This window comes from Salinarimonas sp. (assembly GCF_040111675.1).
Lineage (GTDB): Bacteria > Pseudomonadota > Alphaproteobacteria > Rhizobiales > Beijerinckiaceae > Salinarimonas.
The window spans coordinates 994,472-1,018,976 of record NZ_CP157794.1; the positions used below are offsets into that span (position 1 = coordinate 994,472).

Annotated in this window: 20 protein-coding genes, 1 tRNA gene and 1 pseudogene; 16 read left to right on the plus strand and 6 right to left on the minus strand. The window is 68.3% G+C overall.

The window, feature by feature from the left end; translation table 11 throughout:
* Positions 1-3: 3 nt before the first annotated feature.
* The 8 genes from ABL310_RS04615 to ABL310_RS04650 all read left to right on the plus strand — a co-directional run bounded on the left by ABL310_RS04615 (position 4) and on the right by ABL310_RS04650 (position 12,769).
* Positions 4-1,284 (plus strand): TRAP transporter large permease subunit, encoded by a 1,281-nt coding sequence (locus ABL310_RS04615; RefSeq protein WP_349370531.1) that lies wholly within the window; start codon positions 4-6, stop codon positions 1,282-1,284.
* Between the two features lie 753 nt (positions 1,285-2,037).
* The gene (locus ABL310_RS04620; protein ID WP_349370532.1) at positions 2,038-3,840 is read left to right on the plus strand and encodes a class I SAM-dependent DNA methyltransferase; all 1,803 of its coding nucleotides are present in this window, start codon (positions 2,038-2,040) and stop codon (positions 3,838-3,840) included.
* Positions 3,837-5,135: a hypothetical protein gene (locus tag ABL310_RS04625; protein ID WP_349370533.1), complete on the plus strand. Its 1,299-nt coding sequence runs from the start codon at positions 3,837-3,839 to the stop codon at positions 5,133-5,135. The genes ABL310_RS04620 and ABL310_RS04625 overlap by 4 nt, the downstream gene beginning before the upstream one ends.
* Positions 5,136-5,232: 97 nt before the next feature.
* Positions 5,233-5,940, plus strand: a complete 708-nt coding sequence (locus tag ABL310_RS04630; protein ID WP_349370534.1) for a DUF3800 domain-containing protein — start codon at positions 5,233-5,235, stop codon at positions 5,938-5,940.
* Between the two features lie 2 nt (positions 5,941-5,942).
* Entirely contained in the window at positions 5,943-6,437 is a 495-nt protein-coding gene (locus ABL310_RS04635; RefSeq protein ID WP_349370535.1) for a hypothetical protein, read from the plus strand.
* Between the two features lie 183 nt (positions 6,438-6,620).
* Positions 6,621-9,848 carry a type I restriction endonuclease subunit R gene (locus ABL310_RS04640; protein ID WP_349370536.1) on the plus strand — a complete coding sequence of 1,076 codons (3,228 nt, stop codon included), beginning with the start codon at positions 6,621-6,623 and terminating at the stop codon, positions 9,846-9,848.
* A gap of 96 nt (positions 9,849-9,944) precedes the next feature.
* On the plus strand, positions 9,945-10,709 hold the full coding sequence (locus tag ABL310_RS04645; protein ID WP_349370537.1) for a hypothetical protein: 765 nt from the start codon (positions 9,945-9,947) through the stop codon (positions 10,707-10,709).
* Complete coding sequence (locus ABL310_RS04650) at positions 10,706-12,769, plus strand: hypothetical protein (RefSeq protein ID WP_349370538.1); 2,064 nt, start codon at positions 10,706-10,708, stop codon at positions 12,767-12,769. The genes ABL310_RS04645 and ABL310_RS04650 overlap by 4 nt, the downstream gene beginning before the upstream one ends.
* Before the next feature lie 321 nt (positions 12,770-13,090).
* Here the strand turns inward: ABL310_RS04650 and ABL310_RS04655 are convergent.
* A tRNA-Ser gene (locus tag ABL310_RS04655) sits at positions 13,091-13,180 on the minus strand.
* A 278-nt stretch (positions 13,181-13,458) separates the two neighbouring features.
* Between ABL310_RS04655 and rplU the strand changes: the two genes are divergently transcribed.
* The 3 genes and pseudogenes from rplU to ABL310_RS04670 all read left to right on the plus strand — a co-directional run.
* Entirely contained in the window at positions 13,459-13,902 is a 444-nt protein-coding gene (rplU, locus tag ABL310_RS04660) for a 50S ribosomal protein L21 (protein WP_349370539.1), read from the plus strand.
* An 80-nt stretch (positions 13,903-13,982) separates the two neighbouring features.
* Positions 13,983-14,249, plus strand: coding sequence for a 50S ribosomal protein L27 (rpmA, locus tag ABL310_RS04665; protein WP_349370540.1), 267 nt, complete (start codon positions 13,983-13,985; stop codon positions 14,247-14,249).
* Positions 14,250-14,443: 194 nt separating this feature from the next.
* A pseudogene (locus ABL310_RS04670) lies at positions 14,444-14,545 on the plus strand (N-acetyltransferase); the annotation flags it as partial.
* Positions 14,546-14,555: 10 nt separating this feature from the next.
* Here the strand turns inward: ABL310_RS04670 and ABL310_RS04675 are convergent.
* A protein-coding gene (locus ABL310_RS04675) for an IS630 family transposase (RefSeq protein WP_349368028.1) occupies positions 14,556-15,508 on the minus strand; the annotation gives its coding sequence in 2 pieces (ribosomal slippage) (positions 14,556-15,166 and positions 15,166-15,508; 954 coding nt in all).
* 74 nt (positions 15,509-15,582) lie between these two features.
* Here ABL310_RS04675 and ABL310_RS04680 point away from each other — a divergent pair.
* The 3 genes from ABL310_RS04680 (at position 15,583) to ABL310_RS04690 (ending at position 17,648) form a co-directional block, all read left to right on the plus strand.
* Entirely contained in the window at positions 15,583-16,212 is a 630-nt protein-coding gene (locus ABL310_RS04680; RefSeq protein WP_349371995.1) for a GNAT family N-acetyltransferase, read from the plus strand.
* 39 nt (positions 16,213-16,251) lie between these two features.
* Positions 16,252-17,289, plus strand: a complete 1,038-nt coding sequence (obgE, locus tag ABL310_RS04685) for a GTPase ObgE (protein ID WP_349370541.1) — start codon at positions 16,252-16,254, stop codon at positions 17,287-17,289.
* A 77-nt stretch (positions 17,290-17,366) separates the two neighbouring features.
* Positions 17,367-17,648, plus strand: a complete 282-nt coding sequence (locus ABL310_RS04690; RefSeq protein ID WP_349370542.1) for a type II toxin-antitoxin system VapB family antitoxin — start codon at positions 17,367-17,369, stop codon at positions 17,646-17,648.
* A 26-nt stretch (positions 17,649-17,674) separates the two neighbouring features.
* Here the strand turns inward: ABL310_RS04690 and ABL310_RS04695 are convergent, their stop codons facing one another.
* The gene (locus ABL310_RS04695; protein ID WP_349367535.1) at positions 17,675-18,880 is read right to left on the minus strand and encodes an IS110 family transposase; all 1,206 of its coding nucleotides are present in this window, start codon (positions 18,878-18,880) and stop codon (positions 17,675-17,677) included.
* Between the two features lie 254 nt (positions 18,881-19,134).
* Between ABL310_RS04695 and ABL310_RS04700 the strand changes: the two genes are divergently transcribed.
* Positions 19,135-19,557 carry a type II toxin-antitoxin system VapC family toxin gene (locus ABL310_RS04700; protein WP_349370543.1) on the plus strand — a complete coding sequence of 141 codons (423 nt, stop codon included), beginning with the start codon at positions 19,135-19,137 and terminating at the stop codon, positions 19,555-19,557.
* The gene (gene proB / locus ABL310_RS04705; protein ID WP_349370544.1) at positions 19,554-20,705 is read left to right on the plus strand and encodes a glutamate 5-kinase; all 1,152 of its coding nucleotides are present in this window, start codon (positions 19,554-19,556) and stop codon (positions 20,703-20,705) included. The genes ABL310_RS04700 and proB overlap by 4 nt, the downstream gene beginning before the upstream one ends.
* Positions 20,706-20,715: 10 nt before the next feature.
* Here the strand turns inward: proB and ABL310_RS04710 are convergent, their stop codons facing one another.
* The 3 genes from ABL310_RS04710 to ABL310_RS04720 all read right to left on the minus strand — a co-directional run bounded on the left by ABL310_RS04710 (position 20,716) and on the right by ABL310_RS04720 (position 24,489).
* Positions 20,716-21,813, minus strand: coding sequence for an endonuclease/exonuclease/phosphatase family protein (locus ABL310_RS04710; RefSeq protein ID WP_349371996.1), 1,098 nt, complete (start codon positions 21,811-21,813; stop codon positions 20,716-20,718).
* 70 nt (positions 21,814-21,883) lie between these two features.
* Positions 21,884-23,587, minus strand: a complete 1,704-nt coding sequence (locus tag ABL310_RS04715) for an alpha-glucosidase (RefSeq protein WP_349370545.1) — start codon at positions 23,585-23,587, stop codon at positions 21,884-21,886.
* Positions 23,584-24,489: a S49 family peptidase gene (locus ABL310_RS04720; protein ID WP_349370546.1), complete on the minus strand. Its 906-nt coding sequence runs from the start codon at positions 24,487-24,489 to the stop codon at positions 23,584-23,586. Before ABL310_RS04720 ends, ABL310_RS04715 begins: the two co-directional genes overlap by 4 nt.
* Positions 24,490-24,505 lie beyond the last annotated feature (16 nt).

Below are 24,505 nucleotides of genomic sequence, written 5' to 3' on the forward strand. Positions count from 1 at the left end.
GCGATGCTCCTCGTCGTCATCGCCTTTCTCGTCCTGCTCGTCATGGGCATGCCCGTCGCCTTCGCGATCGGCATCTCGGGCGCCTTGTTCTTCGTCCAGCACCCCGAGCTGCCCTTCACCATTCCCGTCCAGGTGACGGTATCGCAGACGCAGAACTTCGCGCTGCTCGCCGTGCCGCTCTTCATCCTGGCCGGCAATTTTCTCAATCGCTCGGGGCTGACGAGCCGGCTCGTGGACCTCGCCTCCGTGCTGACGGGGCGCATGCGCGGCGGTCTCGCGCAGATCTCGGTGACGCTGTCGGCCCTGATGGGCGGCGTCTCCGGATCGGCGATCGCGGACGCGGCGATGCAGGCGCGCATGCTCGGCCCCGAGATGACGAGCCGCGGCATGAGCCGGGGCTTCGCGGCGGGCGTGCTCTCCTTCAGCGCGATCCTCACCCCGATCGTGCCGCCGGGCATCGGCATGATCCTCTACGGCACGATCGGCAACGTCTCGATCGGACGGCTGTTCGCGGCGGGGATCGTGCCGGCGATCCTGCTCTGGGTCGCGCTCAGCCTCGCCGTCTGGGCGACCGCGACGGCGCGCGGCTATCCGCCCCAGCGCGCGACGCGCCCGACGCTGCGGGAGGCGGGGATCGCGCTCAGGGCGGGGATCTGGGCGCTGCTCTTCCCGGTCTTCCTGCTGCTCGGCCTGAGGATGGGCGTGTTCACGCCCTCCGAGATCGGCGCCTTCGCCGTGCTCTACGCCATCGTCGTGGGCGTTGCGATCTATCGCGAGTTGCGCGTGCGCGGCTTCGTCGACGCGCTGGAGACGAGCCTGTCCGACGTCGGCGCGGTCATGCTGCTGATCGCGCTCTCGGCGATCTTCTCCTACGGCATCGTGCTCGAGCAGATCCCCGCCGCCGTTTCGTCCGCCGTCGCGAGCCTCGCCGCGAATCTCGAGACGGCGATGATCCTCATCGTCCTGTGCGTCATCGCCATCGGCTTCTTCGTGGACGCGACGGTGCTGATCATCATACTCACGCCGATCCTGTTGCCGACGATCCGTGCGCTCGGAGGCGACCCGGTGCATTTCGGCATCGTCTTCATCGTCGCGGCGACCATCGGCAACTTCACGCCACCCGTCGGGGCGGCGATGTACGCGGTCTGCACGATCTTGAAGTGCTCGATCGGCGCCTACACGCGCGAGTCGATCGGCCTCCTCGCGGCCGTCGCAGCCGTCGCGCTCGCGCTCGTGTTCCTGCCGGGTCTGGTGCTGTTCCTGCCGAACCTGCTGTTCGGCTGAGGGACGGGTGTCGTCGCCGCGAACCGTCCGGTGGCAATCCCGTTGCCTCCCCGCCGGTGCCGAAGTCGCGCCCTCCGGTGCCCTGACATGCAGGGGCCGGCAACAGCCTCGGCGACCGTCGACAAGGAGCTCTGCCCCTCCTCGGAGACCCCCTCCGCCTCGCCGAGCGAGACCTCCGCCTGCTTGCCGCGGGTCGTCTGCTCGCGCGAGGGCGGGACCGGGGTGAGGAACTTCGAGGGGCGCCGGCCCGGCTGCGGGGGGGGGGGCTCGACTGGCCGCTCTCGTCGAGGGCGTGGTGCCGGGCGGGCTCCTCCTGAGGGGAGTTGAGGATCGGGTTCTCGAGAAACGACGTCACGCGGGCACCGGCAATGGGGATCGGGTGGCGACCGAGAGTGAAGCTGTGGGTGCCACCAAGTTCCATTTCGTTCCGATCCCGACCAGGAGATTTCGGCCTGGGCCAGCAACGGCCGGCTATGCGCGCTTCTACGAACAAGGGCCAGAGCCGGAAGATGCCTCCACCCCGCAGCCAGCGCCCACGATCTCGCCGCGCTTCGTCAAGCGTAGGCGGTTTGGAGGCTGTTGAAGGCCCTGAGACCGAGCGCGCGATTGGGGCGATTCAGCGCCAGCCGAAGGCCCTCCCGCTGCGCCACACGTCCGGGCTTGACCGGGGATTGCGGTTGCGGTTGAGCTATGAACAATCCCGCTGGGCGACTCACCAGCCAAGCAAGAACGGTAGATGGGGGGCTTTCGATCATGAGCGACGACGCTCGGCGCAAGGCGTTCGTGAATGCGCTCGAGGCGATGGGCGGCTCGGCCGGGAACGGCAGGCTGCGAGAGGCGCTCGGCTGGGATGACGACACCTATTCCACAGTGAAGCAGGCCCTTCTGGACGAAGGCGCGGTGCGCAACGGGCGTGGGCGGGGCGGCTCCGTCGCGCTGGAGGGCGCGGCGCCCGGCCCGGTCGTCGACGAGCCCGAGCCCGAGCCCGCGGTCGAAACGGGCGGCAAGCTTCGCGTCAAGGCGGAAGCGGCTACGAAGCCCAACGGCAACGGCGGCGAGCTCGGCGTGGAGGCCGAGCTGTTCAAGGCCGCCGACAAGCTGCGCGGCAACATGGAGCCGTCGGACTACAAGCACGTCGCGCTCGGGCTGATCTTCCTCAAGCACATCTCGGACGCGTTCGAGCGCCTGCGCGAGACCCTCTTCGCGGAGTATCCCGACGGCGCGGAGGACCCCGACGAGTACCGCGCCGAGAACGTCTTCTGGGTGCCCGAGAGCGCCCGCTGGTCGCACCTGAAGGCCAACGCCAAGCAGCCGCAGATCGGCCGGCTCATCGACGAGGCGATGCTCGCCATCGAGAAGCAGAACCCGAGCCTCAAGGGCGTGCTGCCGAAGGACTACGCCCGCCCGGCGCTCTCGGCCGTCATGCTCGGCGAGCTGATCGACCTCATCTCCAACATGACCTTCGGCCACGGCGAGGACGAGGCCCACGACCTCCTCGGGCGGGTCTACGAATATTTCCTCGGCCAGTTCGCCGGCTCGGAGGGCAAGCGCGGCGGCGAATTCTACACGCCGCGCTCGGTGGTGCGGGTGATGGTCGAGATGCTCGAGCCCTACAAGGGCCGCGTCTACGACCCCTGCTGCGGCTCCGGCGGCATGTTCGTGCAGTCGGAAAAGTTCGTCGCCGCCCATGGCGGGCGCCTGGACGACATCGCGATCTACGGCCAGGAATCGAACTACACCACCTGGCGGCTCGCCAAGATGAACCTCGCGGTGCGCGGCATCGACGCCGATATCCGCTGGAACGCCGAGGGCTCGTTCCACAAGAACGAGCTCCATGACATGAAGTTCGACTTCATCCTGGCGAACCCGCCCTTCAACGTCTCGGACTGGGGCGGCGAGCGGCTGCGCGAGGACGCGCGCTGGCTCTTCGGCGCGCCGCCCGTCGGCAACGCCAACTTCGCCTGGCTGCAGCACATCCTCTTCCACCTCAAGCCCGCCGGCACCGCCGGCGTGGTGCTCGCCAACGGCTCGATGTCCTCGACGCAATCGGGCGAGGGCGAGATCCGCAAGGCGATGGTGGAGCGCGACGTCGTCGACTGCATGGTGGCGCTGCCGGGCCAGCTGTTCTACTCGACCCAGATCCCCGCCTGCCTCTGGTTCCTCGCCCGGAACAAGACCAACGGCCGCTTCCGCAACCGCGCCGGCGAGATCCTCTTCATCGACGCCCGCAAGCTCGGCCACATGGTCGACCGCACCCGCAAGGCCTTCTCCGATGAGGACGTGGCGAAGATCGCGGAGACCTATCACCGCTGGCGCGAGGGGCGGGACTATGCGGACCTGCCCGGCTTCTGCAAGGCGGCGAGCCTGGAGGAGGTGCGCGCGCAGGCGCACGTGCTGACGCCGGGGCGGTATGTCGGGGCCGAGGCGGCGGAGGAGGACGAAACGCCGTTCGAGGAACGGTTCGCGGCGCTGAAGGCGAAGCTGGAGGGGGAGTTCGAGGAGGGGGAGCGGCTGGCGGCCGAGATCCGACGCCTAGTGCGGAGCGTCGTGTCGTGACCGAGGTGTTCACCTTTGCAGAGCTGATCCGAGACGGCGTACTCGAGATCGGTGACGGCTACCGCGCCAAGAACGAGGAACTGGGAGGAAATGGCCCGGTCTTCCTCCGCGCCGCCTACCTTCAGGATAGCGGGTTTGTCCGGAACATGCCCGAGCGCTTCCAGCGCACAGACTTTGCATTCTTTGGACCGAAGGTCGCCCAGCTCGGCGACGTAGTGATCACGACAAAGGGAAATTCTACAGGGCGCATCGGCATTATACGTGAGCCGCAGGTGGGCGCGATTTACTCACCCCACCTGTCTTACTGGCGGTCACGAGATCACAACCGGCTAGATCAGGGATATCTCCAGGCCTGGGCGCTTTCGGTCGGCTTTTCAGAACAGCTCCCCGGTCTCGCTTACTCTACAGACATGGCACCCTACCTGAGCCTTCGTGACCAGGGGCGGCTAAGCATTTCCTTGCCGCCGATTTCGCAACAGAGGCTGGTGGCGCGATATAGGACCGCGCTCGACGACAAGATCGACCTCAACCGCCGCACCAACGAGACGCTCGAGGCGATGGCGCGGGCGCTGTTTCGGGACTGGTTCGTCGATTTCGGCCCGACCCGCGCCAAGATGGAGGGCCGCGCGCCCTATCTCGATGCGGACACCTGGGCGCTGTTCCCGGAGCGGCTGGACGAGGAGGGGAAGCCGGAGGGGTGGCGAGGCGGTCACGCCAGTGATTTGATAGTGTTCAATCCACGAGAGGCGCTACCCAAGGGCTTGGAGACCCCGTATCTCGACATGGCTGCGCTGCCGACGGGGAGCGCCATCGCTCAAGTCCCGGTTCGGCGGCCGTTCGCCTCCGGTAGCAAGTTCCGGAACGGGGACGCTCTGCTCGCCCGGATCACCCCGTGCCTCGAAAACGGCAAGACGGCCTTCGTGACGGATCTCCAGGCCAACGAGGTAGGGTGGGGCTCGACCGAGTTCATAGTGATGCGCGCACTACCTCCCGTGCCGCGACCGTTCTCATATCTCTTGGCGCGCTATGAAAGGTTTCGTGAACACGCTATCCGTAGCATGACCGGGACCTCTGGACGTCAGCGCGCGGATGCGCAGGCGATTGCGCAGTTTCCGTTGTCGATTCCCGACGATGCCGCGATTTGGAGCGGCTTCTCCGAGCTCGTCGATCCGATCTTCGCGTTGGTTGCCCAGAACTCTGTGGCATCCCGCACCCTCGCCGAAACCCGCGACCTCCTCCTCCCCAAGCTGATGTCCGGCGAGATTCGCGTCCGCGACGTCGAGGCAGTGCTGTGAGGCGCTTCTCCTATGCATTCCTTTGGCTCATCCTATCGGTCTCGAATCGCCACGACGGCTGACCGAGGCCCGTGGCGATGCTACCGCTGAGATTGGCATGAACGACGATGACGTGACGCACATCTATTGCGACGAAAGTTGCCACCTCGAGCGAGATCATCAGCGCTCCATGGTGCTCGGCGCGATCACCTGTCCCGCGGCGACGCGGCGTGCCGTCGGCCGCGAGATCAAGCGCCTGCGCGCCGAGCATGGTATACCCGCCGAGCGCGAGATAAAGTGGACGCAGGTCTCACCTGCGAAGGTCGGTTTCTATCTGAGCCTCGTGGACCTTTTTTTCGACCGCACCGATCTCGGCTTTCGTGCCGTCGTCGTACCCGACAAGGAAAAACTCGACCATCAACGCTTCGGCCAGAGCCATGACGAATTTTACTACAAGATGTGGTGGCAACTGCTGACGCGATTGATTGACGATGAGCATCGCTTCAGGGTTTTCATCGACATAAAGGATACGCGCGGAGCAACCAAGCTGCGCCGTCTGCACGAGGTCCTCACCCACACACATTACGACTTTGATCGAGCGCGCATTCTGAGTGTCGAGAGCGTACACTCCCAGGACGTTCCAGTGATGCAGCTCGCCGACCTCATGATCGGAGCGATTTCGCATGTTCACCGTGGGCTTCGAGAGAGTGAAGCCAAGCTGCAGGTGATCGACCGCATCAAGAGATCCAGCCGACTTTCGCTGATCTCCTCCACGCCACCCTCGGCGCGGAAGGTGAACGTTTTCGTGTGGCGGCCGCAGAGGTGACCATGACTACGCCGCCGCCGCTAATCTTTTTCGAGGGGGATTGGGAGGCGTATCGAGACCGCGTTTTCGACGCCTTCCTCGAAACGCTCGTTCGCCGCCGCGTTTCTTTCTGCGGGCTCGCCGTGACGGCACCGCGTCGCCCGGAAGAACTCGGCATGCATGCCAGCTTCTGGCACGTGATTTCCCAGGCGCCCGACCCGCGCAACAAGAACGAAGCCGAACGCATTCCGGACTTTCGCCGATGCGAGCGGATCCGTTGGATCGCGTGGGCGATCGAGGGCGCAGATCGAGGGGAGCCCGGCATCCACTGGTGGGAAAACGAGCGGAAGGGCGATTTGCGCGTCGTGATCTGGGCCGAAAACGACGACTTCGCCGTCGTGCTCGCGAAGCGTCGGGACTACTTCGTTCTGAAAACCGCCTACGCGCCGATCAAGCCGCATCAGCGAACAAACTTTGAAAGGGAACGTCATGCCTTCAAAGCGTCGCAGAAAGGCTGAAGCCCCACGACATCGCTGCCGCAGGGCTTCGGATGCTCCTCCTGCATTGGCAGGTGAGACTGTCAAGCGATATAAGGCGTCGGGTGTCTCCTGTCAAGGGAATTTGGCAGGAAGTCGAACTAATGCTCAGCGAAAGCTGGAGAGAATTCAATACCTTACCGGGTGCATGAAGGAGCCCGCCTGATGCCCTTCCTCTCCGAGGCCGACATCGAGCGGCTCTGCCTCGAGCGCTTCGCGGCCTTGGGCTATCACTGCGCCCGGGACTCGGAGATCGGGCCGGACGGGAAGGCGCCCGCGCGCGAGGCCTATTCGGACGTAATCCTCGCCGGCCGGCTGGACGAGGCGATCGCGCGGCTCAACCCGCACATGCCCGAGGAGGCGCGGGCGGACGCGCTGAAAGCCGTTCTCGCGCAGGTCTCTCCCGCGCTCGTCGAGGAGAACCGGCGGCTCCACCGCGCCATGGTGGAGGGCGTGCGGGTCGAGTACTACGACGTGGACGGCACGATCCGGGGCGATTTCGCCAGGCTGATCGACTTCGACGACCCGGGCGGGAACGACTGGCTCGCGCTGTCGCAAATGACCGTGGTCGAGGGCACGCGGTCGCGCCGGCCGGACGTCGTCGTCTTCGTCAACGGCCTGCCGCTCGGCGTGGTCGAATTGAAGAACCCCGGCTCCGAGGCGGCGACGCTGAGCGGAGCGTACAACCAGATCCAGACCTACAAGGCCGAGATCCCCTCCCTCTTCCGCGCCAACGCCGTCCTCGTCACCTCCGACGGCCTCCAGGCGCGCCTCGGCTCGCTGACCGCGGACGAGGAACGCTTCATGCCCTGGCGCACCACCGACGGCGCGTCGATCGCGCCGAAAGGCGCGCCGGAGCTCGACGTGCTGCTGGAGGGCGTGTTCGAGAAGGCGCGTCTGCTCGAGCTGATCCGCTTCTTCACCGTCTTCGGCGATACCGGGGCGGGGCTCGTCAAGATCATCGCGGGCTACCATCAGGTCCACGCCGTGAAGCGCGCCGTCGCGGCGACCCTGCGGGCGATGCCCGCGCCGCCCGCTGGCGGCCCTCGCGAATACGGCCCCGGCCTGCGCGAGGACCCCGCCGCCTACGGCCTGCCGGATGCGAAGGAGCATCCGCGGGGCGACAAGCGCGTCGGCGTGATCTGGCACACGCAGGGCTCGGGCAAGAGCCTGCTCATGGCCTTCTACGCCGGCCGGCTGATCGACTCGCCGGCGCTCGCGAACCCGACTCTCGTCGTCGTCACCGACCGCCACGACCTGGACGACCAGCTGTTCGGCACCTTCGCCATGTGCCGCGACCTGATCCGCCAGACGCCGGTCCAGGCCGACAGCCGCCGGCGGCTGCGCGAGCTTCTCTCCCGCGACGCCGGCGGCGTGATCTTCACGACGATGCAGAAGTTCCGACCCGGCGAGGACGAGGACGTCCTCCCGGAGTTGACCGACCGCCGCAATGTCGTCGTCATCGCCGACGAGGCGCATCGCACCCAGTACGGCTTCAAGGCCCGCGTCTCCCGCGAGACCGGCGAGATCGCCTACGGCCTCGCCAAGCACCTGCGCGACGCGCTTCCGAACGCCTCCTTCATCGGCTTCACAGGCACGCCGATCGAAACCGACGACGTCAACACGCCGGCGGTCTTCGGCGACTACATCGACATCTACGACATCAGCCGCGCCGTCGAGGACGGGGCGACGGTGCCGATCTACTACGAAAGCCGGCTCGCGCGCATCGAGCTGCCCGCGGAGGAGCGCCCGCGGATCGACGAGGAGATCGCCGAGCTGACCGAGGACGAGGCGCTGAGCGCGGCGGAGAAGCTCAAGCAGAAATGGTCGACCGTCGAGGCGCTGGTCGGCTCGCGGAAGCGCCTCTCCATGGTCGCCGAGGACCTGGTCCGGCATTTCGAGGATCGCCTCGCCGCCATGGACGGCAAGGGCATGGTGGTGTGCATGAGCCGGCGCATCTGCGTCACGCTCTACGACGAGATCGTGCGGCTGCGCCCGGAGTGGCACGACGACGACGACGCGGCGGGCGCGATCAAGATCGTCATGACCGGCGCGGCCTCCGACCCCGAGGCCTACCGGCCGCATATCGGCGGCAAGGCCCGGCGCGACCTCCTCGCCAAGCGCGCGAAGGACCCCGAGGACCCGCTCAAGCTCGTGATCGTGCGCGACATGTGGCTCACCGGCTTCGACGCGCCCTCCATGCACACGATGTACATCGACAAGCCGATGCGCGGGCACGGGCTGATGCAGGCGATCGCCCGCGTGAACCGCGTCTTCCGCAACAAGCCCGCCGGGCTCGTGGTCGATTACATCGGCGTCGCACAGAACCTGAAGGCGGCGCTCGGCCAGTATTCCGACACCGATCGCCGCCAGGCGGGCATCGACGAGGCCGAGGCGGTCGCCGTCATGCTCGAGAAGTTCGAGATCGTGGCGGCGATGTTCCACGGCTTCGACTACGAGACCGGCCTGTGCGGCACGCCGCAGGAACGCCTCGCGACGGTCGCTGCGGCGATCGACTTCATCCTCGCGCGCCAGCACGAGGCGGCGGAGAAGGAGACGACCGACGAGGCGAAGAAGGCGGCGCATCGCCGTTTTCAGGACGCGGTGCTCGCCCTGACCAAGGCCTATGCGCTCGCCGCCGCGAGCGACGCCGCCCGCGAGATCCGTGACGCGGTGGGATTCTTTCAGACGGTGCGCGCGGCGCTCGCCAAGTCGAGCGACGGCGGCGGTCGCTCGGCCGCGCAGCGCGAACTCGCGGTGCGCCAGATCATCGACCGGGCGGTGGCCTCGACCGAGATCGTCGACATCTTGAAGGCCGCCGGCCTGAAGACGCCGGACATCTCCATCCTCTCCGACGAATTCCTCGCCGAAGTGCAGGCGATGGAGAAGAAGAACCTCGCACTCGAGGCACTGCGCCGACTGATCGACGACGAGATCCGCTCGCGCACGCGCACGAACGTCGTCGAGACGAAGCGCTTCTCCGAGAGGCTGGATGCGGCGATCGCGCGCTACCACACCAACGCGCTGAGCACGGTGGAGGTGCTGCAGGCGCTGATCGACCTCGCGAAGGACATCAGCGACGCCAAGCGCCGCGGCGAGGCCGAGGGCTTCTCGGCCGAGGAGATCGCCTTCTACGACGCGCTCGCCGAGAACGAGAGCGCAGTGGACGTGATGGGCAACGACCACCTGAAGGTGATCGCCCACGAGCTTCTCGAGGGCCTCAAGAACGGCGTGAGCGTCGACTGGGCCCACCGCGACAGCGCCCGGGCCAAGATGCGGGTGCTCGTCAAGCGCATTTTGCGCAAGCACGGCTACCCGCCGGACCTGCAGGACGCGGCGGTTCAGACGGTTCTGCGGCAGGCCGAAGCGTTGTCGGCGGCATGGGTGGGGTGAGCGCCCGCGGACCAGCGTGAAGCCACGAAGCTGACCGATTACAGGAGACAGTTATGTTGCCGGCCGACGCCACTTCGCGCTATCAAGCTACGTGATATGAGCTTTTCGAACTACCTTAACGGATTTTCTCCAGCGGAAGGGACGATGCACCTGATGCACTCGACCTCGGTCGCTACGGGGGCCGCCATCCTCGTTGCGGGTGAGCTGCGAACACGCCCATGCACCGAGTACGTCGGCGAAGATCTTCTCTACCTTTTCTACGGCCGACCCGCCTTCAAGCCTTTGCCCGGCCTTCTCCCGAGCGGCATCGATGAGCACCTTCCGATGTGCCTCATCCTCGATCCCTCGCTGCTCAACGACGCTATCCGTATTCTGCCCTTCGACAGCGGCGGCTACAGCCGATACTCTGCTCACATCGGAGCAGATCTTTTGCGCCCGGATTTCGAACTCGGGCCGGGCCGTGAGGTTCCGATGCGCCTCGTCCGAGCGTTTTTCGAAACCAACCGAAACTACTATCATCAGACGCCTACAGCGGAAGAGACATCGATACCGCTACGTCATCGGGCGGCTCGCGCCTTTGCGCGGCTCGCGCGGGATACCGCGCTCGCGGACGACGACGACCGCCGCTCCACAATCGAGATCCAGATTACGCGCGCCGTCCCGCTCGCCAGGGCGCTCAAGGCGGTGGTCGCGCCGCCCGTTTTGCTCTCCGATGAAGAAGTAGCGAGCGTACTCGATCTGATGCCAGAGGTCCGGCGCATTACCTACAACACTTACGGACGGCAGCAACCGAGCGCTTACGTAGGATCTCTATATGATCACGTCGCCAGGTTCCTTGTCTCGGAAGGAGTTATGGCATGAGTGGGACCGGCACATACACGCTTGTCGGCCTGGTCGACCCAAGCGGCATGTCGCTCGGGTTCCTCGTGCCGCTGTTCGCAAGCGAGCACTCTAACGCACCATTCGTGCAACACCTCGATCAAAGCGGGAAGATCGCGGAATTCGAGCATTATGGCGCACCCGACGCGCCACTCCTGGCAGCGCCACCGATCAGGAGGACCATCGGTGAGCAAGCCGTCCACGCCTTCGCGTTCGGGATCGGAGACATCGCGATCGCAACGGGCGACGATATGGAGGTGCTGGCCCATCGCCTAGACGACCCAGCACTCGCCAAGCGGCCGCTGCTGGCGATGGAACTGGCTGACTTCCTCAATCTCTCGGATCGACGCTGCCAGTTCGCCGTGCGCGCGCACGCGGAGATGCGCAATGTATCGCCAGAGACGGCGAACCATTGGCGGGATCTCAGCGTGCTCACCACAGAGCTGCGCCGTGAGCTTGCGCGCCGCCCGGAGCGTCTGGCCAGGAGTCTTGCGGGGACGGTGGTCGCGCGCGTGTCGGAGGCGGTCGTGGAGATCTCGGGCGCCGCCGCCACGGCCGGCGGGAGCCAACGCCAAATTCTCGAAAGCGCGGTCACCGCGGCGTTGAGCACCCTCGCACCTCTCTACCCAGTGCCGGCCAGAGGCTGGAAGGTGCAGCTTCGACACCGACGTGAGCGCGTGAAAGTCCAAGAACGCAAAGCCGCCTTGCTGATTGCGTCTCCTCGCATGCTGCACCGCGGATCGCTTGGCCCGTGGCCTTCACCGCCCGACATCCAGGTCTTCACCCACGGCGGAATTGAGTTTACCCGAGTCGTCGAGGAGTCACGCACGCCCCTCTTCGTAGCGTTTGACTCGGCCGAGCCCGAGCAAATGCGCAAGTCCACCGGCGACTGGACTGTCCGCGAAATGCATGGAATTGGTGTTGATGCGGCCAAGCGACTTTCGCTTCCAGAGGATGGCCAACACTGGAGGGCAACGCACATTCCTGGCGCGGGAATACGTGGCGGCGGCTCGCAGGCCGAGCGCGGGGTGGCGGCAGGCGTGCGGCTGGCGATCGCCGCCGAGCTCGACCGGCAAGCGGCCGATATCACCTGGCTTCCCCAAAATGCGCTGCTGCTCCGCTTGCGCGGGCTCTCGCCGGACCCTGTCTCAGACGCTTGGGCCGCGCTGTACGATCGGGCATGGGCATTTGGCCTAGCCCCATGGAAATCGCTACTCATCCGTGGCTCGATGAACTTGTCGGGCGATGCCGACTGGCTCACAAACGTACTGTTTCAGAAGGCCCGCTTTCTTTCGGGCGACCTCGTCAACCAGGTCATGGAGGAAACGCGCGCAACCGCCGCACTGCTGGTCGATGCGACCCGGCGCTCGGAAGACGACGTTCCGCAGCACCGCGGTTCGGTGATGACGCTCCTGGAGCGGCAAGGTTGGCAGATCGGCGACAGTGGCTTCAGCTCAATGGGTTCAGAGCATTCGATACTCGGCGCACGTGCGCGCATCGCGCTGGGGTTCGCAGACGCCGCAATGGTGAGCACCGGAGCCTCGCTCGGGCAGGACCCGCGTGAAGTCAACCTACGCGAACTCGACCGCGTCGTCGTGACCTGCGTAGCATCGGCGGGCGCCGTTTTCGATCGTCTCACAAGAAAAGGCGAGCTGGCAGTCAACGTCCGCGATCTCGTCGGCTTTCATGCGCGTGACGCTACGCCCCTGTCACTGATCGGCTTACAGCTGCGGCGCTACTTGACCGGTCTGAGGTCGCCCTCTCGCACGCGCATGCTTGCCATGCTATCCATGCAGGCATTCAGATGGGGCCGCGTTGACGCGCACGGCGCGTCGGAAGTCTTGCGCGTCGTAGAAAGCCCGAGCCTTGGCGATGCGGTACACCTCGTCATTTCGTCGGTGAGAGCGGAGAATAACCAAAGCAGTGCAGAAGTGCGCGTGCTCGAAAGGCTCAATCACGCTGAAACTGAATCGCCCTGGACGGAGATCACAACGTACCGACTGACGGTCGAACCAGATTCCATCTCGGTTCTCGATCCTTGATTTTCTACTTTCGCACGAGACCGTCTCAAAGCTTCGAGGTTCGCGCGGGAGGCCGGCGGCCAATGTGCATTGATCTCCACAGCTTTGCCTCCGTCAGCAGATGATCCGGCTCATTCGAGCGAGGCAGCGCACCGTGACGTTAGCTATAGGTCCAAGGAGCCGCCGGGCTCCACCCAGCGGAGCCCGGTCGGGAACCCTCCGCCGCAACGTCCCAACGCCGGGCTTTGGCTCGCCGGGAAAGTTCCGCTGGGGCCGCGGCTGGGGCCAGCGATCCTGTCGAGCGCGAATGTTAAAAGCTCTCAAGAGCTTAGGCGCGCGGGGTGGCGGAGAGGGGGGGATTCGAACCCCCGATACGGTTGCCCGTATGCCGCATTTCGAGTGCGGTGCATTCAACCACTCTGCCACCTCTCCGAACCGAGGTCGGGCCGTTTCGCGACGGCCCTCTCGAGCGGCGGGCGGTGCGATAGCATGCGCGGCGGGGGGCGGCAAGGGGAAAAAGCGAACGAAGCCGGCGGACGAGCCGCCTCTCGCGTTGACATGCGGGGCGTTTGCGATTACGTCGCTCGCTTCCCGCAGCGTGTCCTCCGTGACCCTGCGGGCAAGCCGGAAACTGCCAAGAAGCCGGCCCCGTCGGTTCCTCCTGAGCGAGGGCCGGGCGGAGAGCCGGATCGAACACGAGGACGAGAACGATGTTCGCAGTGATCAAGACCGGCGGCAAGCAGTACCGCGTTGCCGCGCAGGACGTGATTACGATCGAGAGGCTCGCCGCCGAGCCGGGCCAGACCGTCAGCTTCGACGTGCTGATGGTGGGCGAGGGCGAAGACGTGAAGGTCGGCGCCCCCACGGTGGACGGCGCGAGCGTGACCGCCGAGGTGGTCGAGCTCACCCGCGGCCCGAAGGTCATCGCCTTCAAGAAGCGCCGCCGCCAGAACTCGAAGCGCAAGCGCGGCCACCGTCAGGACCTGATGACGGTGCGCATCGTCGAGATCGCCGGCGCAGGCGGCGCCAAGGCGAAGGCCTCGACGAAGAAGAAGGTCGAGACCGCCAAGGCCGAGGCGAAGGCCGAGGAGCCGATCAAGGAGCTGCCGGCGAACCCGCAGGCCCAGGACGCCCCGAAGCCCGCCGCCGATTGATCGGCGCAGGCCTCGACGCAACGGAATTTTCGCGGCCCTGACACGGCCGCAGGACAGACAGACGAGACCGGGAGAGACCCATGGCTCACAAGAAGGCTGGCGGTTCGTCGCGCAACGGCCGCGACTCCGAAGGCAGGCGCCTCGGCGTGAAGAAGTTCGGCAACGAGGCTGTCGTCGCCGGCAACATCATCGTGCGCCAGCGCGGCACGCGCGTGAATCCGGGCCGCAACGTCGGCTGCGGCAAGGACCATACGCTCTTCGCCCTCGTGGACGGGCGCGTGACGTTCGGCAAGCGAGCCGGCAAATCCTTCGTATCCGTGATTCCCGCCCAAGAGGCGGCCGAGTAAGCGGCGAGAGCGAGCGTTGATCCCGAAGCTCCCGCCGGTCCCACCAGACCCAGGCGAGCGCTTCGAGAGAGACACCCGGTCCGTCCGGATCGGCTCTCGGGGAGACCGACGAGGGGAGGTGGGGCGCCACCTCCCCTTCGTCGTTTTCCCACGGCGCGCCCCGAGGGGCCGCCGCCAGGACCCGGAGCCAAGACATGTTCCCCGACCTGACCCGCGACGACGTCTTCCGGCTGGAGACCCGGCGGCTGTGGCTGCGCTGGCCGCGCCACGCCGACGCCGCAGCCATCGCCACCCTAGAGCAGATTCTCACCACTCGGGTTCATATCCTGCTGCGGTGAAGAAGTTCGCGCATTCCTCTGGCGGGAAGGCTTCGATGGCGTCGGCGACGGCGCTCCAGAGGGCGTCGCGCGTCCGGGCGGCGACCTTCCTGAGCAGGGCCTTCAGCTTGGCGAAGGCGTTCTCGATGGGGTTGAAGTCCGGGCTGTAGGGCGGCAGGAAGCGCAGCTCGGCTCCGGCCGCCTCGATGGCCTCGCGCACGGCGGGGGTCTTGTGGCTGGCGAGGTTGTCCATGATCACCACGTCGCCGGGGCTCAGCGTCGGAACCAGGACCTGCTGGACGTAGGCGAGGAAGCTCGCCGCGTTGATCGCGCCGTCGATCAGCATCGGCGCGTCGATCCCGCCGATCCTGAGCCCGGCCACGAAGGTCGTGGTGCGCCAATGGCCGTGAGGGATGCCGGCGCGCAGGCGCTCGCCTTCGGGGGCGCGGCCCCGCAACCGCGCCATCTTGGTGTTGAGCCAGGTCTCGTCGATGAAGATCAGCCGCTGCGGGTCGAGCTCGGGCTGCTCCTCGAACCAGGCCTCGCGGGCCGCGGCGACGTCGGCGCGGTCCTGCTCGCTGGCGTGGCCGGACTTTTTTTGAACGTCAGGCCGTGGCGGCCGAAGAAGCGGTGCACCGTCGAGGGCGCGAAGCGCTCGCCGTGCTCGCGCTCGAGCCGCTCGGCGATCTCGACGAGGGTGAGATCCGGCGCCTCCTCCACCATCGCGAGGATGACCGGGCCGAGCGCCTCGATCCGCCCGGACCGCGTGTCGCCGCCTTGCGCCCGCGGCGCGACCGAGCCCGTCTCGCGCCGAAGGTTGAACCACTTCACCGCCGCGGACGGCGCGATCCCGAAGCGGTCCGCCGCGGCCCGGCGGCTCATGCCGGCATCGACCGCAGCGAGGACGCGCTGCCTCAGATCCATCGAGAGGGGCTTCGTCATGGCGGCTGGCCTCCTCCGCCAGCCTCTACCGTGAATCACGAACTGGCCTCGAAGGGAATCCCCCGCGCGATTCCATCAGGAAGCGATCTGCTCTAGCCGGCGACCCCGAGGTCGCCGAGACGACCGGCCGCATCCCGCACCCGTATCCGCGCGATCTCGCCGACGCCTTCGTGCTCGAGAGCCGCGCCAGCGCCATGCGGGGCGAGAGCCTGCGCCTCGCGCTCGCGCCGAAGGCCCAGCCCACCCGGCTGATCGGCATGATCGGCATCGAGCCGGACGCGAACGGGGAAGCCGAGCTCGGGTACTGGCTGGGCCGGCCCGTCTGGGGCCAGGGCCTCGCGACGGAAGCGGCGCGGGCGCTGATCGACGCCTTCTTCGCCTTCACCGAGGGCGAGGCGCTCGGCTCCTCCGCGCGGGTCGGCAACCCCGCCTCGCGGCGGGTGCTCGAGAAGTGCGGCTTCGTTTCCGACGGGCCGGGCTTCCGGGATTCGCCCTTGCGCGGGCGCATGCCCGTGGACACCTTCCGGCTGAGCCGTCGCGACTGGGCGAGCCTCAAGTCCTGGAGCCGCGACGGCTGGGCCCCGCGCCCGCAGACGCCCGAGCTCCTCGTCGAGGAGATCGAGCCCGACGCCGCGCGCCCGCGCGCATCCGGATCCGCGGCGGCGACCGCCGCGGGACGGCCCCTCTTCCTCGCGGCGGAATGATCCGCCGCGGGGCCACCGCGACCCGAGACGAAGACCACGATGAAATTTCTCGACCAGGCCAAGATCTACGTGAAGGCGGGTGACGGCGGCGCCGGCGCCGTCTCCTTCCGCCGCGAGAAGTTCATCGAGTTCGGCGGGCCCGACGGCGGCGACGGCGGGCGCGGCGGCGACGTCTGGGTGGAATGCGTCGACGGCCTCAACACGCTCATCGACTACCGCTACCAGCAGCACTTCAAGGCGCAGAAGGGCGTGCACGGCATGGGCCGCAACCGCACCGGCGCCTCCGGCGAGGACGTCGTGCTGAAGGTGCCCGTCGGCACGCAGATCCTCGACGAGGACGGTGAGACGCTCATCGCCGACCTCACCGCGATCGGCGAGCGCGTGCTGCTGTGCAAGGGCGGCAACGGCGGCTTCGGCAACGCGCATTTCACCACCTCGACGAATCGCGCCCCGCGCCGGGCCAATCCCGGGCTCGAGGGCGAGGAGCGCTGGATCTGGCTGCGGCTCAAGCTCATCGCCGACGCCGGCCTCGTGGGCCTGCCCAACGCCGGCAAGTCCACCTTCCTCGCCGCCACCACCGCGGCGAAGCCGAAGATCGCGGACTATCCCTTCACCACGCTGCATCCGGGGCTCGGCGTCGTGCGGGCCGACGGGCGCGAGTTCGTCCTCGCCGACATTCCCGGCCTGATCGAGGGCGCGCACGAGGGCGTGGGCATCGGCGACCGCTTCCTCGGCCATGTCGAGCGCTGCCGGGTGCTGCTCCACCTCGTCGAGGGCACGAGCGAGCACGCCGGCAAGGCGTACAAGACCGTGCGCGGCGAGCTCGAGGCCTACGGCCACGGCCTCGAGGACAAGCCCGAGATCGTGGCCCTCTCCAAGGCCGACGCCCTCGACCCGGACACGCTGAAGAGCCAGAAGGAGCGCCTGCGCCGCGCCTGCGGGAAGACCCCGCTCGTGCTCTCGGCGGTCTCCGGCCAGGGCATGGAGGCGGCCTTGCGGGGGCTGCTCGCCGAGATCGGGACGGCCGACGAGGAGGAGAAGGCGCAGGCGGCGCCGGCGGCGGAATGGCGGCCGTGAGGGGAGAGCGGTACGGCGCGGCGGCTTGGCGCTCCGGTTGCAAATGCGTATCCTCGGGACGCTCAGAGGAGGGCGCGATGGGCAAGGAGCTGAAGGTCCACAGCGACGCGGCCTACGACGCGGCGCACAGGCTCGCCGAGGAGACGGGCCAGAGCGTCGATGCGGTTGTTGAGGTCGCCTTGCGGGACCTCGCGGCGCGCCCCGCGGCCGCCTCCGACCAGGACGTCTTCTCCGAGGAGGCGATCGCCCGCAGGCGCGCCGAGCTCGACGCGGTGATCGCCTGGATCAACCGCAACCATCCGCCCGGAGGCAGCTATGACCATTCCGACATGTACGACGAGAACGGTCTGCCCATATGAGACACCCCGTGTCCACCTCTGTTTTTCTACGCGGCGCATTTTTGCGCGGCGAGATGGCGTGCGGGTTCGTATTCGGCTCGATCTCGCCAGGCATGCCAGAGGATGCGGATCCAGGCGCGTGCCAGGATACGGACGGCGTGGGGGTGACTGCATCCGCGCTGCCTGGCCCGCATGTAGACGTCGGCGGCCCAGGGGGAGGCATGGCGGGAGTTGTCGGCGAAGCAGGTGAGGGCGGCGCGCAGACGGTGATTGCAGGCCCATCGGAAGACGACGCCCCTGCTTTTTCCGGAGGCGTGGGTGACGGGGCAGACGCCGGCCTCCGCGGCGAGCTGGTCTGCGGTCTGGAAGCGCGCGCGGTCGTCGCCGATCTCGGCGAGGATCTGGGCGGCGTTGATGCGGCCGGCGCGCGGGAAGGACATGACGATGCGGCCGTCGGGCAGCTCGGCGACGTCGTGCTCGATGCGGGCGGTGAGGTCGCGGATCGCGGCGACGATGCGCTCGAGGGCGACGACGAGGGCGCGCACGATCTCGCCCTTGGCCTCGCTCTCGTCCCGGCCGGCGAGGCCGATCGGCGCGGCGCGCAGGCGGGCGAGGAGCTCGGCGGCGCTGCGGCGGCCGCTGTAGCGGGCCTGGGCCATGAAGGCGGCCATGCGCTTCTCGCCGAGTCGTGCGGCGCTCTCGGGCGTGGGGTAGCGGGCGAGGAAGGCGAGGGCGACGGGGCTGTCGACGTCGGCGAAGATCGCGGCGGCGCCCGGCCAGAAGCTTTCGAGCAGGCTGCGCAGCTGGTTTGCGAGGCCGACGCGCGTGGCGACGAGGTCGTCGCGCCCGCGCACGAGGGCGCGCAGCGCCTTGACCGCGTCGGAGGCCTGGCGCAGCGGGGCGAAGCGATGCCCGTCGGTGCGCAGGATATCGGCGAGCATGTAGGCGTCACCCGTATCGGACTTGCCGCCGGCGGCGCGATAGCGCGGACGGCAGGCCTTCACGACGTTCGGGTGGATCGGCACGACCGGATGGCCGGCGGCGACGAGCGTGTCGACGACGAGGCCGGACGGGCGCTCGATCGCCACCGGCATCTCGCCGACGGGCGCGATGCGCGCGAGCGCGGCCACGAGCTTGGCGAGGCCGGCGGCGGTGTGCGGGACGTCGAGGCGTGCGCGGACCGCACCCGTCTCGTCGAGGACGCAGGCCGCATGGCCCGCGCCGCCCCAGTCGAAACCAACAGTGAAAGGCATAGGCGACGTCTCCCGGTTCGGTGTACCCTCACCCGAGCCGGGAGGTCGTGCGGATCGCTCATTGGAAGGCGCTCCGGCTGGCAGGCTCAGGCGCTACACCCCGTGGTCCGTCCGGTCCTCCCGGCACCTGCCGCGCGGCGGGTCTCATACGGGCCCTCGAAGGGCAAGCGACGCCGGCCGTCGCGGCAGGCGCTCGGGCTGGCGAATACTACGCCGCTCCGCGGCTCCGCATCCGCCAGCCCGAAGGTGCACCAATGAGCGACGGGCCGCAGGTCGCCGTCGACACGTCGGCCCTGGCGGCGATTCTCCTCGACGAGCCCGACCGCGCTCGTTTTCAGCCGTGGCTCGAGCGCGCGGCCTGTCTGATCGGCGCTCCGAGCCTCCTCGAACTCTACCAGGTGGTCTCCACGCGCCGGGGTGACGAGGAGGCGCTCGCCGCGATCAGGACGCTCCTCTCCCAGCCCAACGTCACCGTCGTGCCCTTCGACGTCGACCACTACCGCCTCGCCGCCGACGCGTTCCGGCGCTTCGGCAAGGGGCGCGACCACCCGGCGCGGCTGAATTTCGGCTATTGCCTCGCCTACGCCGTCGCGCGGCGCGCCGGAGCGGCCCTCCTGTACAAGGGGACCGATTTCGGGCACACCGACCTGGCCTTCGCGCCAGGACAGATCCCGTGACCGCCCCCTCCGCCACACCCGCCGAGACCCCCGCCCTCTCGCAGTTCCGCCGCGTCGTCATCAAGGTCGGCTCGGCGCTGCTGGTCGATCGCGCCCGCGGGCGGCTCAAGGCCGCCTGGCTCGCCGCCCTCGCGGAGGACATCGCCGATCTGCACGCGCGCGGGGCGGACGTGCTCGTCGTCTCCTCGGGCGCCATCGCCATGGGCCGCTCCGTGCTGCCGCTTCCCGCCGGCCCGCTGCGGCTCGAGGAGAGCCAGGCGGCCGCGGCCGTCGGGCAGATCGCGCTCGCGCGGGTCTGGGCCGAGGTGCTCGGCCATCACGGCATCGGTGCGGGCCAGATCCTGGTGACGCTCGGCGACACCGAGGAGCGGCGGCGGTACCTCAACGCCCGCGCCACCTTGAAGAAGCTCCTCGAGATGCGCGCCGTGCCCGTCGTCAACGAGAACGACACGGTGGCGACCACCGAGATCCGCTACGGCGACAACGACCGCCTCGCCGCGCGCGTCGCGGCCATGATCGGCGCGGACCTTCTGGTGCTGTTCTCCGACATCGACGGCCTCTACACCGCCCCGCCGGCGAGCGACCCGGGCGCGGCGCACATCCCCCACGTGCCGAAGATCACCGCCGAGATCGAGGCGATGGCCGGCGGCGCCGGCTCCGAGCTCTCCCGCGGGGGCATGCGCACCAAGATCGAGGCGGCGAAGATCGCCACCGGCGCGGGCGCGACCATGCTGATCGCTCATGGCGGGCCGAAGAACCCGCTGCGGGCCGTGGAGGCCGGCGCGCGCTGCACCTGGTTCGCGCCGCAATCCTCGCCCGAGCGCGCCCGCAAGACCTGGATCGCCGGCGCGCTGGAGCCCAGGGGCGCGCTCTTCGTCGACGCCGGCGCGGCCAAGGCCCTGCGCGCGGGCGCGAGCCTGCTGCCGGCGGGCGTCGTGCGCGTCGAGGGCGCCTTCGCCCGCGGCGACGCGGTCTCGATCCGCGACGAGCGCGGCCGTGAGATCGGCCGCGGCCTCGTCGCCTACGATCGGGAGGACGCCGCCCGCATCGCCGGCCGCAAGACCGGCGAGATCGAGGCGATTCTCGGCTTCCGCGGGCGCGACGCCATGGTCCACCGGGACGATCTGGCGTTGGGCGGGGAGGGCTGAGCCTGCGGGATCAGCGGGTGGCGGAGAGGTCGACGACCACCTGGCCGTGGTCCGACGCCTCCTTGTCGGCGCGATCCCACCGCCCGACCAGATGGGAAATGTGGTCGTTGAAGACGACGTGCCGGGCGACCCGCCCGATGTGATCGGGATTGCGCTCGACGAAGGCGTTCGAGACCAGGATGTAGTCGATGACACCCGGCTCGCCTTGGAACCTGTACGTTTCCGGCCGCGTCGCGCCGCCCGGGTTCGGCGCCAGATCGTAGGCGTCCTGGAAGCGGAAATCGTAGAGGCTGGCATCGACGCCCTGCGGCCATGTCGACCGCTTGTGCTCGCCGATTTCGGAGACGTGGACGACCATGCGCAGCGAGTCCAGGACCACGGAGCGCTCGTTGTCGTTGAGGTCGCCCATCACGAGGACGCCGCGATCGCCGTCCGCGGTCATCTCGTCGGCAAGGCGCGCATACAGCGCGGCCGCTTCGGCGCCCCGCTGCAGGAGGGCGGCGATCTGGCCGCGGGAAATGCGGCGCATCGTGTCGGCGGCGCGCAGGCGCCAAGCCGCCACGTCCACGTCCTCGTCGCCGTACTCGACATCGTCCATGATCGGTCGCTTCGATTTCAGATGCGCGACATAGACCGTGATCTCTCCGAAATCGGGGGTCCCGACGACGGCGCGCAGCGGCGCGCGCGAGAAGGCGAACGTTTCGGCGACCGGCAGAAGGCCCGCATCGCGGAAGAACGCCACGAGCTCGGCATCGACGCCGATCCGCTCGAAGTGGGTGATCGGGAACCGGGAGGCCAGAGCGACGACCGGTCGAACGTAGATCGTCGGATCGACGTCCGACAGGCCCGGTTGTTCCGCGGTGACGAAATGTGAATAGCCGGCTTGCTCGACGAGCTGCTTCAGCTCCTCTACCGCGAAGACCTCCTGGAAGCCGACCACATCGGCGTCCAGGCGCATCAGCTGCTGAGAGATCCAGGCTTTCTTACGTGTCCAGCCCGATCCGCTGTAGCTGTTGCTCTTGCGGTACCACGACTTGTCCGGCTCGGCGAAATTGTAGAGGTTGAAGGTCCCAGCTCGCATGCCCGCCTCCCCCGTCCGACATCGCATGTGCGGCACGGAAGCAAGCCTCAATCATCGAGGATTGTCCAGGGCAGAATCGACATGCCGGATCTAGCAATCACTGCGCGTCCATGGATCGGACGCGCAGGATCCGCGCCTCCCACGGCGCGAGCCGGTCCTCCGCCCCGCCCTGCGGGCTCGCGAACACCGCCCTCGCCCCGGCGAAATCCTCCGGCGGCGCGAACGGCGTCGCCTCGCCCGAGAGGTTGAGCGCGACGAGGCAGGCGTCGTCCGCGATCCGTCGCTCGAACACGAACAGCCGCGCGTGCTCCGGGTCGCGGTCGCGATAGTCGCCGTAGACCAGCGGCGGCGTCTCCCGGCGAAGCCGGATCAGCCGGCGATAGGCGTGGTAGATCGACCCCGCGTCGTCCTGCGCCGCCGCCGCGTTGATCTCCCGGTAGTTCGGGTTGACCGGGAACCACGGCGCCCCCGTCGTGAACCCCGCGTTCGGCGAGGCGTCCCACTGCATCGGCGTGCGGGCGTGGTCGCGCGAGGTCTTCAGCAGGGCGGCGAGCACCTCTTGCGCCGACGTTCGCCCGGTCTCCACCTCGTCCGCCCAGGCGCCCTTGGCCTCGACGTCGTCGAAATCCTCGATCCCGCGGAAGGGGTAGTTCGTCATCCCGATCTCGTCGCCCTGATAGACGAAGGGCGTGCCCTTGAGCGTCGTCAGAAGCGTCGCCAGCGCGATCGCGGAGCGTACCCGCCATTCCGGCCGGTCGTCGCCGAAATGCGAGACGAGGCGCGGGTTGTCGTGGTTCGACAGGCAGAGCGTGCGCCAGGCCGTGCGGCCCATCAGCCGCTCCTGCTCGGAGAACACCCGCTTGAGGTCGGGCAGCGTCCAGGGCCGCCAGCGCCAGCCCTCGGCGCGGTCGATGCGCACCGCGTCGAAATGGATGAGCATGTCGAGCGGCCCGGTCTCCTCGTCGACCAGCCGCGCCGCCTGCGCGAAGGTCACCCCGAAGGCCTCGCCGATCGCGACCTTGTCCGCCCCGCGATAGACCTCGTCCCGCATCTCGGAGAGATGCTCCAGGAGCCGCGGTCCGTTCGCGTGGAAATATTGCGGCTGCGCCCGGTGCTCCGGCGGATAGTCGGCAAAGGACCGATCCTTCGACACGAAGGCGATGACGTCGAGCCGGAAGCCGTCGACGCCCTTGTCGAGCCAGAAGCGCATCACGTCGTAGATCGCCGCGCGCGCCGCCTCGCTCTCCCAGTTCAGGTCCGGCTGCTTTGCGTGGAAGAGGTGCATGTACCACGCGCCGGTCGCGTCGTCGCGCGCCCAGGCCGAGCCGCCGAAGAACGAGCGCCAGTCGTTCGGCGGCGCCGCGCCCCCGTCGCGCCCCTCGCGCCAGATATACCAGTCGCGCTTGTCGCTCTCGCGCGACGCGCGGCTCTCCACGAACCAGGCGTGTTCGTCGCTCGAATGGTTCACCACCATGTCGACGACGAGCCGCATGCCCCGCGCCTTCACCGCGGCGAGCAGCGCGTCGAAATCGGCCATCGCGCCGTATTCGGCCGCGACCTTCAGGTAGTCGCGGATGTCGTAGCCGTTGTCGACGTTGGGACTGTCGTAATGCGGCGAGAGCCAGATCGCGTCGACGCCGAGCCCGGCGATGTGGTCGAGCCTCTCGATCACGCCCTGGAGATCGCCGATCCCGTCGCCGGTCGTGTCCCGGAACGAGCGCGGCCAGACCTGGTAGAACACCGCCTCCTTCCACCAGTGCCGGACATGCCCGTTGACGCGATCCCCCGCGCTCTCGCTCACAGGCCGAGCCGCGCCCAGAGCGCGCGCTCCTCCAGCGCCGCCAGCGCCTCGCGCGGATCGACGAGCCCGCCGCCGCCGAGAAGCCCGCCGATCCCGCCGCCCAGCGGCGCCTCCTGCGCCGGCCCGCGGCGCAGGAGCTGCTGGACGAGCCCCGGCCGCGGCGGCTGCACCAGGCGCAGCCGCACCTTCTCGCCGAGCTTGCCGCGCATCACCGTGCGGATCTCGCCGATCCCGTCGACGAGCCCCAGGGCCTGCGCGTCCGCGCCGGCCCAGAAGGCGCCGGAGAACAATTCCGCCTCCTGCGTCAGGTCGAGCTTGTCGCCCCGGCGCGCGCGCACGAGATCCTTGAAGCCGGCGAAGATCCGCTCCTGGATCGTGCGCAGGCGCGCGACGTCGTTGGGATCCTCGGGCTTGAACGGATCGAGGATCGCCTTGTTCTCGCCCGTCGTGTAGAGCCGCCGCTCGACGCCCCAGCGGCCGATCAGCTCGTGGAAGCCGAAGCCGCCGGAGACGACGCCGATCGAGCCGACGATGGAATTGTCGTCGGCGAAGATCTCGTCCGCCGCACAGGCGATCATGTACCCGCCGGACGCCGCCGCGTCCTCGCAGAAGGCGTAGACCGGCAGCTTCTTCTCCTCGGCGAGGAGCCGGATGCGCCGATGGATCAGGTGCGACTGGGTGGGCGAGCCGCCGGGCGAGTTCACGAGCAGCGCCACCGCCTTCGCACCCGGCGCCGTGAACGCCTTCTCGAGCGCCGACGCCACCCCCTGGAAGCTCAAGCCCTGCCGCAGCCCCGTCGACACCCCGATCGCCCCCGACATCCGCACCACCGGCACCAGAGGATGCTCGGCGCGAAAGCGCGGCGAGACGAGAAAGCGCAGGCGATCGGCGAGGGAGGGCAAGGCGGGGGCTCCTTCC

Bases quoted from the DNA above. Each gene is read 5' to 3' on its own strand.
- ABL310_RS04640 (WP_349370536.1), top strand. From the start codon at position 6,621: ATGCCCTTCCTCTCCGAGGCCGACATCGAGCGGCTCTGCCTCGAGCGC.
- ABL310_RS04690 (WP_349370542.1), top strand. From the start codon at position 17,367: ATGGGCAAGGAGCTGAAGGTCCACAGCGACGCGGCCTACGACGCGGCG.
- ABL310_RS04695 (WP_349367535.1), bottom strand. From the start codon at position 18,880: ATGCCTTTCACTGTTGGTTTCGACTGGGGCGGCGCGGGCCATGCGGCC.
- rplU (WP_349370539.1), top strand. From the start codon at position 13,459: ATGTTCGCAGTGATCAAGACCGGCGGCAAGCAGTACCGCGTTGCCGCG.
- ABL310_RS04710 (WP_349371996.1), bottom strand. From the start codon at position 21,813: ATGCGATGTCGGACGGGGGAGGCGGGCATGCGAGCTGGGACCTTCAAC.
- ABL310_RS04635 (WP_349370535.1), top strand. From the start codon at position 5,943: ATGACTACGCCGCCGCCGCTAATCTTTTTCGAGGGGGATTGGGAGGCG.
- ABL310_RS04615 (WP_349370531.1), top strand. From the start codon at position 4: ATGCTCCTCGTCGTCATCGCCTTTCTCGTCCTGCTCGTCATGGGCATG.
- ABL310_RS04650 (WP_349370538.1), top strand. From the start codon at position 10,706: ATGAGTGGGACCGGCACATACACGCTTGTCGGCCTGGTCGACCCAAGC.
- ABL310_RS04700 (WP_349370543.1), top strand. From the start codon at position 19,135: ATGAGCGACGGGCCGCAGGTCGCCGTCGACACGTCGGCCCTGGCGGCG.
- rpmA (WP_349370540.1), top strand. From the start codon at position 13,983: ATGGCTCACAAGAAGGCTGGCGGTTCGTCGCGCAACGGCCGCGACTCC.
- ABL310_RS04645 (WP_349370537.1), top strand. From the start codon at position 9,945: ATGAGCTTTTCGAACTACCTTAACGGATTTTCTCCAGCGGAAGGGACG.
- ABL310_RS04620 (WP_349370532.1), top strand. From the start codon at position 2,038: ATGAGCGACGACGCTCGGCGCAAGGCGTTCGTGAATGCGCTCGAGGCG.
- ABL310_RS04630 (WP_349370534.1), top strand. From the start codon at position 5,233: ATGAACGACGATGACGTGACGCACATCTATTGCGACGAAAGTTGCCAC.
- obgE (WP_349370541.1), top strand. From the start codon at position 16,252: ATGAAATTTCTCGACCAGGCCAAGATCTACGTGAAGGCGGGTGACGGC.